The organism is Xanthomonas sp. NCPPB 3570 (assembly GCF_056725115.1).
Genome location: NZ_CM161513.1, coordinates 412,920 through 426,250, shown reverse-complemented (window position 1 = coordinate 426,250; position 13,331 = coordinate 412,920). Strand labels below are relative to the sequence as shown.

Sequence of the window (13,331 nt, the reverse complement as noted above, 5' to 3'; positions counted from 1 at the left end):
TCAGATCAAAAACCGACCCAAACGGAGTTTTTGTTATAGACCTTTATCGCGAGGTTACTGATCAGTTGGACTTGCTGGCCTTCGGAATGCGATGCAGTGAACAGAATGCAGGTGAACTAAAGATGCACCTAAGAAGATTTTTCGACAGTGCCGAGTGTCAGATCTTATTCGAGGAGGCCAGCATCAATCTTAGATTAAGAGAATTGATAAATCATGATCTTTACCCTCGAATAGCAAAGGATTCCGATTATACTCAGCAGCTAATCGAAGACTAGAAATCCGTCGAAGCGGGCATAATTACGCGTGCCGCTTGACTCATATTTTGGCACGAGGCCGAGACAGAGATGAATAACTTCGATAGATCCTCCGAGCTGATATTTGAACTCGCTAAAGCAGTTGTGTCCGAGATGCGAGCAACCAATCCAAACTGGAGGGAAGCCTTTGTACGAATGCACGCAGGAGGTGGCTTCTTTGAGGTCAGATGCTCTTTTGCATTGCCGGATCGCGTGGAAATTCTTGATGTGCTGTCTCACAAGTCATTCATCTCTCAAGTTCGACGCATCGGCTTAGAGCTTCGTGAAAATTCTCTACATCCAAGCGGACCTGTCTGGCTGAGCGTCCTTCGAGTCGGATCAGACCTAACCTACGACATGCAATACGAGTACAGCGACGCAAATCGTTGGCACATATCAAAACTTTGCGGTGGCACCGGCATGCCTGAAGGCTATTTTCCCGCCTAACATCTCTTTCAAGGCGAATGACTTCGCAACCGCTTAACTCCAGCATTAGATGTTAGTGCTGTGGGTGCTGCCAGTTTTCCGTCTTTGGCAAATCGCCTGGCGCCCCAAGGCTCGGCTCGTGAACGCCCCCCTTTCGTCTCCATCCATCAGATCGTACGCGTTTCGTCGTGCGGCGTCATTGCTCCGCTGCGCTCATTGCTTTTGGTCTCGGCCACACCCCAGCGGCTAGCACATCGGGCAAGCCCCAAGACCGCAATCTGTGGCATGCTCGGCGCTCGGCGCCAGTGCTGGGGAGCATGGTCCAAGCTTCACCATCTCCTGGCACCACCGTCTAACTCTTCATTCAAGCCGACGCCGCTTCGCGGCGCGGCTTAATTCAGGCGTTAGAGCCCGCTATGACAGTTCTCGACAGCCTCGACTTCTGCCCATTCGTACAGGCCGTTCTCGAAGACGCGTCCAAGACAAACGCCCAGGAAGGTGCTGTCATCGACGAGCATGAGTTCTACATTCAGCGCGTCGGCTTCTCAACTGCCCACCTTCTGAGCTGGTTCAAGCAACTACACCTGGCCAGCGAGTACCTTAGCCACTACGACTATTCGAAGAAGCTGGAAGCGTCTCGTGCGAGTCACGTCGTCTATAACGTCGAGAACTACTTAATTCGCTTGAACTCGGTTTATGATCGCTCGCTCCACATTGTTAACGCCGTATTCCACCTTTGCGTCAACGAAGAGCATGTTAGCCACGCGGCAATTGTTACAAACTATCGCGTCCAGCACAGGGAGCCGGTCATCCGCCGCCTTAAGAAGTTGCGTAAATACTTGGACGCATATGCACAAGAACGCCACACTCTCGTCCATAGGCACTCGCTCCTCGATGTCAAGTTGCGCCGCCTAGAGCTGTTCTACCTGCACAATCTTGAGCACGTGGGTTGGGACAAAAAAGAGATTAAGAATTTCAAGACATTCCGCGCCGGCTATCTACGTGAGTTTGTAGCGGAGAAGAAGCAGGAGTTTGCCCGCATCAATTCAGGCTTGGCATATCTTCTTCTCGAGCTCTTCGAGTCGCTGCATGCCGAGTACAATCTGCAGCGTGAGAGCTTCCGGCTACGCGGGCTCTAACAATTCATCCAAGCCGACGCCGCTTCGCGGCGCGGCTTAACTCAGGCGTTAGGTTGCATATGACGGTTCGTGCTATCGGAAAGACTTTGGCCACAGAGCTTCACCGACGTCTGAAGCCGCTTGGCTTTTCCAAGCGCGGATCCACCTTCTCGCGCGGACGCACAGGCTACACGGAGCTGTTTCGAATCACAGGTAGCTCATGGAACTCCGGAGAAGAGCCTTGGGTGTTTTACCTAGATGTAGCTGTCCGTCTTGATGACATTCCAACAGATGTGAGGGCCAAGGGGTTATGGCGAGAGGCGCATGCCGTTGGTCGTGTCAACGATCTCCTCGCCTCCGCCCCCGGAGACTTCGCTGCTACCGCTAACTCTGTGGGCGCCACCGCAGAGCAACTTGCACACATTGTTTGCCAAGCAAGCGACGCACTGCCAAACGCCTTAAAGGAGATTGAGCGTCGTGCCTCAAAGGGCCTGCTCAGCCCGCTGCCACTTCCAGTCTCGTGGGCGCAGTAGCATGCAACCTAACAATCCCTTCAAGCCGACGCCGCTTCGCGGCGCGGCTTAACTCAGGCGTTAGCCCTCACAAATGACATCACTCGTCACACAAGAAGATGCTTTCTCGTATCACAAGGCTACTGGCTGTCCACTCGCGCGAGCATCCGTCGTGCTTGCTGCCATGGAGCCCTTGCTGCGCGAGCGCGTTCTACTGGCCAGTCAGCAGTACCAAAGTTCCCGCGGCCTTCGTGACCCGCTAGAGCTCGCACCAGAAACTTCCGCACTTATCGAATCCGCCTGCGCCGAGGCAACGGAGCGTGCAAGGGCAGCGGGACGCACCGGACGAGAAAGCTGCCATTTTATTTGGCAGGAGCAGGCTCGCATTCTTTACGAGCGGTACAATCCTGTCTGGTTTTCACAAAAAGCAATGAACCCTGACGTCGTGTATGAATAGGCACGCTAACCATTCGTTCAAGGCGGACGGCTTCGCCGCCGCTTAACTCAAGTGTTACGTGTCCCCATATATTCTCTCTCTTGCCTCATTTCTGATGCTTCTCGCGCTGTCTTCCTGTGCGCAAGACACACCCCCTATCGAAGATCGGAAGGAAAAGATCAAGGTCATGGAATCCAACGCAACAGAGGCGTCGCTCGAGCGGAGAACACGTTCAATCGCCCGACTCAAATCGGAAGGGGTGCCAGTCATCGAACATCTTCCGGCAATTGAAGATGTCCGAGATGTCAAACGCAGGACCAAAGAGGAAATTGCGTGGCGGGCAATGGCTCTACTAGTCGTGGCCGTTAACGGTGAAGGCCTAGAGCAGCCTATTGTCGACAAGATCGTCAAAGACTATGGTCTCGATGGACACTTCACGCCCAACGAGGCGGCCTTCGTTCAGCAGCAATCTCCTACTACCCATGACCGAATCCAGTTTGCTTGGCGGTATGAGGCTGCATGGACTCTGCTTTGGTCGCTTGGCTACGTCGAGTCCTTGGGAAAGCCCACCGAAATCTGCGACGTCCCACGCGCTGTGAAGTTCCTACACGAACGCACTTCCTCACAGTTTATTTCTGATTCCAACCTACGGCCCATAGAAGAGATCCTGGATGAGGCGGATCTAATCTATCGCTATCACTGGGCGGTAGTTGATGCCAGGATAAACGGCAAGCAAGCCCCAGCATCCCTAGAACCGGGAGTAACCATGGAGAGGCACCATACCCTCAACTGGCTCATTGGATATATGGATCAAGAGTGGGATGACATCTCCACAGACACCTAACAATTCATTCAAGCCGACGTCTTTGGCGCGGCTTAACTTAGGCGTTAGATGCCAATGGATGCGTACCAGTTACTCGAACAAACCGCGCCCATGCTGGATAATGTCCTCGGGCGCATCGGGCTTCACCAAACGGGCGCGCCTCTCGATCCCGCTTCGGTTGCACCGCACCTTGATCGCTGGCTGAAGGATCAGCAGTTCCCGGAAGAAGACGTCGGTTTCCTAGTCATGATCGTCGGTGGATTCATCGTCCAGTACCTCCTTCGGGTTGCAGGTGCTGAAGCGCTGATTGCGGAAGGCTGTCCGGCAGTCAGGCTGCCCGTGGCCGATGGCGTCGCGCGAGAGTTCGACCCATACGCGGCTGCCGCCGGTCTGGTCCGCGGCGACCGGGAACTGGCCGCCTTCCTTTCCAAGGTTGGCAGCTAACAATTCGTCCAAGCCGACGCCTCCTCGCGGCGCGGCTTAACTAGGGTGTTAGGCGCGCATGACCAGCTCCCACAAGTATTTGACCGGCTTGGATATGACCAAGCTTCCAACAGAGGCGGGGCCGGTACTTATTGCGCTCGGTCAGTCACAGAACGGTGAGCCGTTGGATCAGCTCTGTGTCGTTTGCGGCGGGCAGATTTCCGTAGAGCCGCAGACCCTTCGCAATTAGTCAAGGCCCTGTGCTTGGGTAATTTCTTGCCCCTGCGGTAAGTGCAACAATACTTTCCGCGGGCTGTAGTCATGTCAAACAGACGGCAGCCTATACGGCGCCGCAGCGCGTCTAACATTTCATTCAAGCCGACGCCGCTTCGTGGCGCGACTTAACTCAGGCGTTAGGACGCATATGAAAAGTCCGGATATTTTTCTAGACCGCATTGAAGCTCGAGGAATCATCGTCGGGACTAACAATGCTGAAGAAGTGGCAGTCGGAACGTTTTTCACACTGCTCGTAAAGATTCGCCACGAAGGCGCCCTTGGCTCTGGTCATCGCAATGAGTTATGGTCAAGTTCAATCAGTCTTCGCTTAACTGATGCAATAATTTATCGCAAGTCGGTTCCAGTCATTCCTAGGGGATGGAGCGCGGGCCTAGTGCTAGAGGGGTCTGGGCGTGAGGTAATTGAGGCAGCAATCCGCGACAAGCAACATGGCGAGTTCGTTCATTTGCGGGTCGCAGATGCGGCCTAACAATCAGTCAATCCGACGCCGCTTCGCGGCTCGGCTTAATTCAGGCGTTAGGCGGCTGGCATTAGCTTGGTGTTGGTGCCGCGCTTGCATCCACCACAGCGCCGGCTGACACTTGGCTGTGTCACCTCATCGGATGGTCCACGTGGCAGGCCCTGTATCGGTCGCAGCCCCAGACAGCACGGTCGTCGGCGAATCAGTCCGGCGCGCCATCTTCGTTGGGCCATCCTGGCCTAACCAGTCAATCAAGCCGACGTGCCTACGGCACGCGGCTTATTTCCAGTGTTAGGCCGTTGGCATGAACTCACTTCAGACCAAAAGATCGATCCTGCTAGGTCCACTTATCGCTCCTCTCGGGGCGCCAGTGGCATTCTTGCTGTACGCGCTGGCGTCCGCTCTAGTGCGGGAGGGGCTGCCAGGGCTCAAGGATTGGCCCATTGCCGTTGTAATCTATTTTTCTTTCGGTCTACCCATCGCATATGGAACGATGGTCGCTATCGGCTTACCCTACGTCACGTGGCTTCGGCGCGCTGGCTATTTGAGTTGGCTCAGTGTATGCGCTGGTGCTGTCATAGCCGGAACATTTTCGCTGCCGGGCAGTCTCATGCTTCTAGGCGCTGGCTCGCAGCCCTATCTTGCCAATTTCGCAGCTGGCGGCTTTATCGGTCTCGTTTGCGGCGTGTTTTTTTGTATTGTTACGGGACCTAATAATTTATTCAAGCCGACGTCGCTTTGCGGTGCGGCTTAACTCAGGTGTTAGATATAAAACTCACTCCCAGGCATACAAGACCACTACAACATGAATGATTCTGAAGAGTACCCAAGCCGCGAAGAATTCCTAGATTTACTGTGGAGCGAAATCATCAATTCGCCAATGCAGGAAGTCTGGATCGACAATGCAATCAATACATCGCAGCAGCAGCCCGATGGTCCATTCGGGGACGTCGGCCCTGCCCTGAAAAGATTGCTTTCTTTGGGAGCATCGAGGCGCGACCTGTCCCTCATCTATCGCATGGCATCCTATGAGGCCGTGTTCGACACGCTCTATAAAATGGCGGATCCAGGGATCGAACCAGATGACGCAGCCATGCTGTTTGAGGACCTGCTTGGGTCGGACCCATCCGGCTTGGATGCCGGGCCTGGTTCGGCGCCAGAGAAGAACGCCTAACAATCGATGCAATTCTCCCGCGCCACTCGCTGCGACGGGCTAAGGCTTGCCCTCCAACAAGACGCCGGGCGCCGCAGCAGATGTCTGCAGTCGATCAACTTGTCGGTGACGTTTGCCAGTTGCTGGACTTGCTCACAGATGTAGAGGTGTTGAGAAGCCGTGTTTCTGGAGAGACTGCAATCTTGGAGATTGCGAGTCTCAGCCCAAGCGCGACGCTGGTCGTCCAGTTGCTTTGTGCGGCTACAAATGTGTCCTTTGAGTCCAATGCCGGTTCCGATAAGTGTGCCCTCTATGGCATAACCACCTGCAAACTAGTGGCCAGCACCCGAAGATTCGACCTGGTCCCACACGGCTACTTGCAGTTGCTGGCCATCCATCTCGCCTGGCATCTTCATGCTATCGGCGCGATCCCTGCGCAGGTGGCAAATGAGCTCCTGGACACGTGGCATGGTGGTCGGGTAGCGCCTAACAAGCTATTCAAGCGGGCGCCGCTTTGCGACGCGGCTTAACTCAGGTGTTAGGCGGCAGTGCTGTACGTGCGGCGCGGCTTCCACCTTCGGCAACAGCGCTGGCGCCTCACGGTTGGCTCCGGCGCGCAGCCCTCAAGTCTCCAGTCATCGGATCGCCCCCCTGCTTCGTCGTCCGGCGTCGTTGCCCCGCTGCGCTCATTACCTTGAGCTTCGGTCACATCCAGCAGCCAGCCCTCGGGTGAGCCCCAAGGCTACGATCTATGGCATGCTCGGCGCTCGGCGGCAGTGCTGGGGAGCACGGTCCATGCCTTACCACCGCCTGGCAGCGCCGTTTAACCATTCGTTCAAGCCGACGCCGCTTCGCAACGCGGCGCAACTCAGGCATTAGCACACACAACAGCGAGAAGGGGCTCGATGGAAATGACGATCAGAGACGCGCAGTGGGACATGCGTCGCGGCTACTTGAGCGGGAGTACTGGGATCGTGGCATCGGCGACGGCATGGGCAGTCGCCACTGCTTTTACGGCGTTCGTCTCGCCGGAGCGCGCTATCTGGGCGCTGCTTATTGGCGGCATGTTGATCTACCCGGTCAGCGTGCTGCTGTGCAAGCTTCTTGGAGCCTCTGGCGCACACAGTAAAGGCAATCCGCTCGGTCAACTTGCGGGAGCGAGCACGTTCTGGCTCATCTTCAGCTTGCCGCTCGCGTACGGGCTGGGCCTCCGTCAGCCGGCTTGGTTCTTCTTGGGCATGTTGCTCGTCATCGGGGGCCGCTATCTGGTGTTTGCATCTGTCTATGGCATGAGGCTCTACTGGGTGCTGGGTCTGGCGCTCGCTGCGAGCGCAATTGTCTTGGCGTTGTGTCGCGCGCCCACGGTCTTCGTGGTTGCCGTGGGGGCGGCCATCGAGTTCACCTTTGGCGCCGTAGCCTTCGCGCAGCATGGAAAGTGGGTGCGCGCCAACAATGTTCTCGACCCGGCGCCGCTTCGCAGCGCGGCTTGATCCGATGTCAGGCCTCACTGATCCCACCATACGCCCCACTTGACCCAGTCTTCGACATGAGATTCCAACGTCTATTGTTTGTTGTCGTGCTGTACCTGATTGCCGCTTCGACATTCGTTGTGTTTGTCAGCAACGTAGTGCCTTGGTTCCAGTACCGCCTGTCGTCTGCACCCGCCAGGCTGATCCTCTTGCCCCAACCCGTAGGCGACAGCCCGCAAGATGAAATAAGAGTGGCGTCAGATCAGAGAAAGTATGGCCATGCGGTACTCCTGAAACTTGAATCGGGTGAGACCCTTAGTTCTCACGCGCACCTAAAGTCCGAGCAATACAAGCAGGCGTCTTCAGATCAGGGTCTTCCGGTTCTGTATCGCAAAGACGGGCCAAACAACGTTCAAGTCATTGGCAACCTCCAAGAGCTTGAGTCTCCTTGGATATGGCTAGCCCTCTGTCTCGTCCTCTCGATCGTTGCACCCTACGCGGGACGACTACGGGCGAGGGAGATGGCCAGTTGAGTTCATGCCAGCACGAAAATTGAATCACGCCGAGATTAGTCCACCCTTTCAGGCGTTCATCCCCGCTTAGCTGGGCAGTCAAGCGGACCGACTTGGAGCTATCCGCTGACTTCACCTACATAGTCGCCTACCATCTGCCCATCGCATTTCCCAGCCGCAAAAGTCCGGTCGAGGTAACTGCGATTGATTCGGAAGGCGTGTCGGTTGTCCAGCGCGTTGCGGAGGATAGGCGCTGACCTCCGCTTTCACCACGCACCTCGCACATGCCCCATGAACTGGAAAGCGATCCTTGCCTACACCGCGCTGCTGTTTCTTTTCCAGTGCGGCACTGGCTTTGCCAGCGGGCTCTTCGACCCTATTGGATGGATCAATGCCTGGAATGTCATTTCGTTCCTGCTATGCGCCGCGCTGTTCGCACACATGACGCGACGCGTGACGCAGCACCGTCTGGCGCATGCCTGCCTCATCCTGGCCATCTACGCCGTCGTTGCCGACCTGCTCACGGCACTGTTGCCGCCAGACACGACGGGCGAGCCGACTTTGTTTGTCATTCTCGAATGGGTGCAATTGCTCGCTTCCGCCGGCTTCGGCTTGTTCGTTGGCTGGCTGTTCCTGCGCAGGCCCGAGCAACGCCAGCTATTGTAGGTATACGCGTCCCAAAGCAACTCGACGGCGGGTGAGTGTTCATGTTCAAGATCGCCCACTATCTTGGAAAAGGAATAGCGCTCCTTGTCCTAGCAATGCTCCTGGCATTGATCGCTTACGATGTGCTCGCCGTGCGTCCACATCTGGCTCGAATTCGCGATCTGCTCGCTCAAGCCAATCCAGAAGATGCTTCTCCTCCCGAAGCGATCCGCAGGCTCATCGACGCGAATGTGGGCTCGCCTTCTTCGCAGGCGGTCCGCCTGGTGACATCCCGCGTTCCATCGGATCTGACGCAAGGGGAACCGCAGATACGCGAAGCGCTTTGGCGCATGCTATTGCCGATACATTTCGACAAGTCGCAAATGTACGGCATTTACTGCAGCCTTTCTTACAATGGCGTGGATCAGGGACTGAGCAGCTTTGCCAATCGAGAGTTCGGCAAGCCGCTTGGCCAACTCTCACCGATGCAGGCGGCGACCACCGTTGCCATCACCCATGCCCCTACACTCTACTTGAAAGACCGCAAGAGGCTGGCCAAGCGCGCTCGGGCACTACTGGTGTGGTCCCAGCAGTCGCGTTAGCCCTCCACGCATGCCACAGGAAGGCGACGCCATCGGTTACCCGCGCCGATACCCCTCTGACAGGATCTGTTCCCACAGGATTGACACACGAATGAAGAAGACCCTGGCGTACCTTGCAGTGGCAGCGACCTTGACGAGCCTGCCTCTCGCAGCACCGGCGTCTGAGCCGGTGTCATCCATCACCCAAGCGACACTGCAGGAGTCAGAGAGCGAGTACCAGCACAGTCCGCTGTGCGACAAGGACGAGCTCACCCTGTGGACGTGCCGGACACGCAGGCGAGAGTTTTCGCTATGCTCGTCGAAGGCGGTCAACCGGACCTCGGGCTACCTGCAGTACCGAGCGTCGGAGAGCGGCAAGTTGGTGCTGCAGTACCCTGCGGAGAAGAAGCCGCCGACGGGGCTTTTCACTTACAACACGTTTCCCAACGGCAACGCATCGATCGAGTTCAACAACGGCGGCTACCGGTACAGCCTGTTCGATCCACTCCGGTCCGCTTCGTCCATCTCCGTCTCCGGACCTGGAGCGACGGACAAGACCACACAGATCCCCTGCGGCCCGAACCAGACCCTGCAGCTCAACTACACGATGCGGTTGATGTACGACGCAGGCGTGTGGGTCGATCCATGAATGCGCCGAAGCAGACCGCGGCGTCGGCGTCCCGCTCCTCCCGACCGGCCGCCGACAGAGTGCGGTGGCGGTAGCGGTCTACGCAATCTGCGCTTGCTACACTCGGCGCGACGGCCCGGCTCCCGCGAGCGACCAGGTCGACCGCCATGCCAAAGCCGCTACACGTTACGTGTTTTTTCCCGCAATCTCTTTCTCCTTCATCGACTATCGGTGCCATCATGAAACAGGCCATCGCGCTTCTCCTGCTCGCCTTCGCCTCCTCGTCCGCTTTCGCGGCCGGCAGATCCTGCGAGGAGTTGAAGGCCGAGCTCACCGCGAAACTCGATGCCCACGGGGTCAAGGACTACACGCTGGAGATCCTCGACAACGCCGATATCAAGGCGGACCGCAAGGTCATTGGCAGTTGCGCGGCGGGGAGCAAGAAGATCGTCTACAGCAAGAACAAACCGTCGACGTAAGCGACAGGGGTTGTGACGTCATGCATGCAACGTGGACGCGAGGCATTGTCGTCGCGCGGAGAAGGGGCATGTCATGCAGGTAGTGGATCACGCACCTCATGCCTGGTTCCTCCTGCGCGACGGCGACACGCTGCTGCTCGACGTCAACTGCAGCCATGGGCCCGTCGGTTACGCGTGGGTCATGGCGCTGACTGCCCAGGAAGTTGCGCAGTACCGCGCGCTCGGGCGTGATTTCATCGCGCAGCTCGCCGAGCGCGTGCAATCGACCGCGCCGGGGGTATTGGGCAATCGGTCGCCGTATCTGGTTCGCAAAGCAGATGTCGATACCCGCCAGCGGGTCACCCTGGCCATCAAGGCCTGGAACCAGAGCAACTGACTGTCCTGGGAGTATTAATTGGGAATCAGCGCAGCTTTTCTACTCCTGCCAACTGCATTACACAAGCCACACCCGGCAATCGGCTGACGCGCCCGACCGGCATCGCCCGCGTAAGCCACCCCTCACCCCTTCCGGCCCCGCCTTGGCATGATCCATGACGAGCCGGGTACCCGCAAAGAGAAAGCCGCCATGCATGACATGTCCTGGAGCGCTTCCGAGAAGAAAGAAGCCAGAGCACTGTTCGACACCGCGCTTCAACGCGAACTCCAAGCCTATCTCCAGGAGTTCAAACGCAGCGCCGCAAGCATCGACACGCCGGACGCTCTCTGGCCCCTGGTCAACCAGGCCGTAAAAAAGCAGCGCGAAATCGCTCAGACATACGACTACCGCTATTCTCAACTCATCCTCGTCTTCGCCGGCCTTTTGCGTCGCGGCATCATTCAGGAAGCGGAAGTAGCCGCGCTTGGTGACGACAAGGCCAGGCACATCATCGCCCTTGCAAGTCTGAAGGTGTGATGTATCCGATCGCGAACCGCACTGCCGCCCTCTAAGGCACACGATGCGATACGCCGGCACCAATCCCCGCCGGAAGGCCTTGTGTTCCGACATACGCTGCTGCGGATGTGCTGAAATTCGTGGCGATGCGCCGGCTGATGCGGCACACCGCTTCGTCACTATCTTGCGACAGTGCGAGATCGCACCGATCCTCGGACTGCAGTAGGTTCGTCGCGTACGGGTCGATGGGCGGACCCGCCGCCCCTAAAACAGGTGCCGCTTGCCATGCGTGTATTTCTGGACGACGAGCGAGAAACACCCGCAGGATGGACAAGGGCGTATTGGCCGGATGACGTCATCGCGCTGCTCCAGACCGGGAAGGTAGAGGAGCTCAGCCTGGACCACGATCTTGGCGACGATGCGCGCGGAACAGGCTACGACGTGGTGCTCTGGATCGAGCAGGCGGTCGCGCTTCGGTCCTTCGTCCCGCCGAAGATACATGTCCATTCTGCAAACACTTCGGCGGGGGATAAGATGCGTCTTGGGATCGAGGCGATCGAGCGGATGGCGGCGGAGCGTAGGCACGTGGCTCCATCGCGATGCGACTGATATGCGACTGATTGCCTGCGCAATGCGCGGCGCACTTCGCACATGCCGACTTTTCATGCCACATCCTCGTTTTTCAGCAGCGACTGCAACCATGACAAAGAATCCGGAAGCCCAACCTCGCAAAGCCCTCCGCAAGGCGGCAGAGCATGAGCAGCGTCTACGTGAAGAAGCCACCCTTCCCCTCCCCAAGGAAACGCTCTGGGCCTTGTTCGATTACTTGAATGACGCGCTCGCCGATGGCTGCGATCATTCCTTGCGGCTCACTACGCAGTTCCTCGCGTCCAACAATGTCGCTCCAGAGTCGGTCATCCCCTGGCTCGGTGCGCACGGAGGCTTCTGCGATTGCGAGGTGCTTTTCAATGTCGAGGAACGTTGGGGCACGCCGTGAACGGAAATCTACCTGATGCATGACCTGCCGCAGCACTTCCTGGCCGATCTGCAGCTGGATCCTGCGCAACCAGGAAGCAAGGCCACTGCGCTCGTCTCCGGGCAGTGGTGCGCCATTCTTTGCATCGATCGGCAGCAGTGGTCGGCCCGCCTTACCTTCACCGGCAGCACATCGTCCGGGGATACGTTCCGGGCAGGGGTACAGTTGCTGATGCCTGACGCACTTGCCCATTTCCCGGCGGGCGCCGATTTCACGCTATGGGCGAACGGCAGCGAAGGGACAGGCCACGTGGTCTCGAGTGCGGCCTGACAGGCACATGGAACCCGCATGCACGTCGACATCACCCACCACGTGGACGCCAGCGAGCCGGACGACGAAGACGGCTACTACTACGCCTACACCCTCTACCACTTCAGCGACGGCCGCGATCGGCTGCTGGCGCGCAGCTACGACGACGAGGCGGACCAGGCGCATTTCCTGAATATCGAAGTCGATGGGCACGCGCGGACGATGACCGATGCGGACCTGCGGCATCCCCTGCTCTTGGCCGCCGCCGCGTACCTGGGCGAGGCCGGCAAGCGTAGACTGCGCTGGCTGAGCGGCCGCGGCGACGGGTACGAGCCGCTGCCCGGCCAGCCCACCATCGGACCAGCGGAGGCTCCATGAAACGCGTAACGGGGATTGGCGGCATCTTCTTCAAGGCACAGGATCCGGCCGCGCTGCAGGCCTGGTACCAGAGGCATCTCGGCATCGACGTGCAGGCCTGGGGCGGCACCGCCTTCGCCTGGAACGACGGCAGCGGCGCGCCGGTCACCGGCTCCACCGTCTGGTCGATCGGCGCGGCGGCGCAGGAGCCGCACTTCGCCCCCGGCACGGCGCCCTTCATGATCAATTACCGGGTGCACGATCTGCACGCCCTGGTCGCGGCGCTGCGCGAGGAAGGCTGCCACGTGCTGGACCGCATCGACGAATCCGAATACGGCGCCTTCGCCTGGGTCATCGACCCGGAAGGCAACAAGGTGGAACTCTGGCAACCGCCCGCCGGGCAGTAGCGCCCGGCGCCGGCCGCTCAGCCGTTGCCGCTCGACGCGCAGCAAGACCCGACACACGTGCGGGCGCGCGCCGGTGTCGTCCGCGCGCACTGACCGGTGGAGATGCATTCCCGACGGGCGGCGCACGATCTTCGCCCGCCCTGCACCACCCTGCCA

Annotated in this window: 18 protein-coding genes; all 18 read left to right on the top strand. The window is 58.4% G+C overall.

The window, feature by feature from the left end; translation table 11 throughout:
* Positions 1-344 precede the first annotated feature (344 nt).
* The 18 genes from AC1PLR_RS01940 (at position 345) to AC1PLR_RS01855 (ending at position 13,175) form a co-directional block, all read left to right on the top strand.
* Positions 345-740, top strand: coding sequence for a hypothetical protein (locus tag AC1PLR_RS01940; protein WP_481102486.1), 396 nt, complete (start codon positions 345-347; stop codon positions 738-740).
* 395 nt (positions 741-1,135) lie between these two features.
* Positions 1,136-1,858, top strand: a complete 723-nt coding sequence (locus tag AC1PLR_RS01935; RefSeq protein WP_481102485.1) for a Cthe_2314 family HEPN domain-containing protein — start codon at positions 1,136-1,138, stop codon at positions 1,856-1,858.
* Positions 1,859-1,917: 59 nt separating this feature from the next.
* Complete coding sequence (locus AC1PLR_RS01930; protein WP_481102484.1) at positions 1,918-2,370, top strand: DUF4304 domain-containing protein; 453 nt, start codon at positions 1,918-1,920, stop codon at positions 2,368-2,370.
* A 602-nt stretch (positions 2,371-2,972) separates the two neighbouring features.
* A complete protein-coding gene (locus AC1PLR_RS01925; protein ID WP_481102483.1) occupies positions 2,973-3,629 on the top strand; it encodes a DUF4272 domain-containing protein in 657 nt (218 codons plus the stop codon).
* A 54-nt stretch (positions 3,630-3,683) separates the two neighbouring features.
* Complete coding sequence (locus tag AC1PLR_RS01920) at positions 3,684-4,052, top strand: hypothetical protein (RefSeq protein ID WP_481102482.1); 369 nt, start codon at positions 3,684-3,686, stop codon at positions 4,050-4,052.
* Between the two features lie 1,541 nt (positions 4,053-5,593).
* Complete coding sequence (locus AC1PLR_RS01915) at positions 5,594-5,962, top strand: hypothetical protein (RefSeq protein ID WP_481102481.1); 369 nt, start codon at positions 5,594-5,596, stop codon at positions 5,960-5,962.
* An 884-nt stretch (positions 5,963-6,846) separates the two neighbouring features.
* Positions 6,847-7,431 carry a DUF7010 family protein gene (locus AC1PLR_RS01910; RefSeq protein WP_481102480.1) on the top strand — a complete coding sequence of 195 codons (585 nt, stop codon included), beginning with the start codon at positions 6,847-6,849 and terminating at the stop codon, positions 7,429-7,431.
* A gap of 782 nt (positions 7,432-8,213) precedes the next feature.
* The gene (locus AC1PLR_RS01905; protein ID WP_481102479.1) at positions 8,214-8,588 is read left to right on the top strand and encodes a hypothetical protein; all 375 of its coding nucleotides are present in this window, start codon (positions 8,214-8,216) and stop codon (positions 8,586-8,588) included.
* A 41-nt stretch (positions 8,589-8,629) separates the two neighbouring features.
* Positions 8,630-9,169, top strand: a complete 540-nt coding sequence (locus AC1PLR_RS01900; RefSeq protein ID WP_481102478.1) for a hypothetical protein — start codon at positions 8,630-8,632, stop codon at positions 9,167-9,169.
* Positions 9,170-9,260: 91 nt separating this feature from the next.
* Entirely contained in the window at positions 9,261-9,797 is a 537-nt protein-coding gene (locus tag AC1PLR_RS01895) for a hypothetical protein (protein ID WP_481102477.1), read from the top strand.
* 218 nt (positions 9,798-10,015) lie between these two features.
* Positions 10,016-10,255, top strand: a complete 240-nt coding sequence (locus tag AC1PLR_RS01890) for a DUF1161 domain-containing protein (RefSeq protein ID WP_267123546.1) — start codon at positions 10,016-10,018, stop codon at positions 10,253-10,255.
* Between the two features lie 73 nt (positions 10,256-10,328).
* A complete protein-coding gene (locus tag AC1PLR_RS01885) occupies positions 10,329-10,631 on the top strand; it encodes a hypothetical protein (RefSeq protein ID WP_481102476.1) in 303 nt (100 codons plus the stop codon).
* A gap of 147 nt (positions 10,632-10,778) precedes the next feature.
* Positions 10,779-11,147 carry a hypothetical protein gene (locus AC1PLR_RS01880; RefSeq protein ID WP_481102475.1) on the top strand — a complete coding sequence of 123 codons (369 nt, stop codon included), beginning with the start codon at positions 10,779-10,781 and terminating at the stop codon, positions 11,145-11,147.
* 264 nt (positions 11,148-11,411) lie between these two features.
* Entirely contained in the window at positions 11,412-11,735 is a 324-nt protein-coding gene (locus AC1PLR_RS01875; protein WP_481102474.1) for a cyclic-phosphate processing receiver domain-containing protein, read from the top strand.
* Positions 11,736-11,826: 91 nt separating this feature from the next.
* Positions 11,827-12,123, top strand: a complete 297-nt coding sequence (locus AC1PLR_RS01870; protein WP_481102473.1) for a DUF2695 domain-containing protein — start codon at positions 11,827-11,829, stop codon at positions 12,121-12,123.
* 15 nt (positions 12,124-12,138) lie between these two features.
* Entirely contained in the window at positions 12,139-12,432 is a 294-nt protein-coding gene (locus AC1PLR_RS01865) for a hypothetical protein (protein ID WP_481102472.1), read from the top strand.
* Positions 12,433-12,450: 18 nt separating this feature from the next.
* Positions 12,451-12,789, top strand: a complete 339-nt coding sequence (locus AC1PLR_RS01860) for a hypothetical protein (protein ID WP_481102471.1) — start codon at positions 12,451-12,453, stop codon at positions 12,787-12,789.
* Complete coding sequence (locus AC1PLR_RS01855; protein ID WP_267097689.1) at positions 12,786-13,175, top strand: VOC family protein; 390 nt, start codon at positions 12,786-12,788, stop codon at positions 13,173-13,175. Before AC1PLR_RS01860 ends, AC1PLR_RS01855 begins: the two co-directional genes overlap by 4 nt.
* The last annotated feature ends 156 nt before the right edge of the window (positions 13,176-13,331 follow it).

Coding starts and splice junctions, on each gene's coding strand:
- AC1PLR_RS01930 (WP_481102484.1), top strand. CDS start 1,918: ATGACGGTTCGTGCTATCGGAAAGACTTTGGCCACAGAGCTTCACCGA.
- AC1PLR_RS01890 (WP_267123546.1), top strand. CDS start 10,016: ATGAAACAGGCCATCGCGCTTCTCCTGCTCGCCTTCGCCTCCTCGTCC.
- AC1PLR_RS01940 (WP_481102486.1), top strand. CDS start 345: ATGAATAACTTCGATAGATCCTCCGAGCTGATATTTGAACTCGCTAAA.
- AC1PLR_RS01905 (WP_481102479.1), top strand. CDS start 8,214: ATGAACTGGAAAGCGATCCTTGCCTACACCGCGCTGCTGTTTCTTTTC.
- AC1PLR_RS01920 (WP_481102482.1), top strand. CDS start 3,684: ATGGATGCGTACCAGTTACTCGAACAAACCGCGCCCATGCTGGATAAT.
- AC1PLR_RS01870 (WP_481102473.1), top strand. CDS start 11,827: ATGACAAAGAATCCGGAAGCCCAACCTCGCAAAGCCCTCCGCAAGGCG.
- AC1PLR_RS01915 (WP_481102481.1), top strand. CDS start 5,594: ATGAATGATTCTGAAGAGTACCCAAGCCGCGAAGAATTCCTAGATTTA.
- AC1PLR_RS01895 (WP_481102477.1), top strand. CDS start 9,261: ATGAAGAAGACCCTGGCGTACCTTGCAGTGGCAGCGACCTTGACGAGC.
- AC1PLR_RS01925 (WP_481102483.1), top strand. CDS start 2,973: ATGGAATCCAACGCAACAGAGGCGTCGCTCGAGCGGAGAACACGTTCA.
- AC1PLR_RS01900 (WP_481102478.1), top strand. CDS start 8,630: ATGTTCAAGATCGCCCACTATCTTGGAAAAGGAATAGCGCTCCTTGTC.
- AC1PLR_RS01865 (WP_481102472.1), top strand. CDS start 12,139: ATGCATGACCTGCCGCAGCACTTCCTGGCCGATCTGCAGCTGGATCCT.
- AC1PLR_RS01935 (WP_481102485.1), top strand. CDS start 1,136: ATGACAGTTCTCGACAGCCTCGACTTCTGCCCATTCGTACAGGCCGTT.
- AC1PLR_RS01880 (WP_481102475.1), top strand. CDS start 10,779: ATGATCCATGACGAGCCGGGTACCCGCAAAGAGAAAGCCGCCATGCAT.
- AC1PLR_RS01875 (WP_481102474.1), top strand. CDS start 11,412: ATGCGTGTATTTCTGGACGACGAGCGAGAAACACCCGCAGGATGGACA.
- AC1PLR_RS01860 (WP_481102471.1), top strand. CDS start 12,451: ATGCACGTCGACATCACCCACCACGTGGACGCCAGCGAGCCGGACGAC.
- AC1PLR_RS01910 (WP_481102480.1), top strand. CDS start 6,847: ATGGAAATGACGATCAGAGACGCGCAGTGGGACATGCGTCGCGGCTAC.
- AC1PLR_RS01885 (WP_481102476.1), top strand. CDS start 10,329: ATGCAGGTAGTGGATCACGCACCTCATGCCTGGTTCCTCCTGCGCGAC.
- AC1PLR_RS01855 (WP_267097689.1), top strand. CDS start 12,786: ATGAAACGCGTAACGGGGATTGGCGGCATCTTCTTCAAGGCACAGGAT.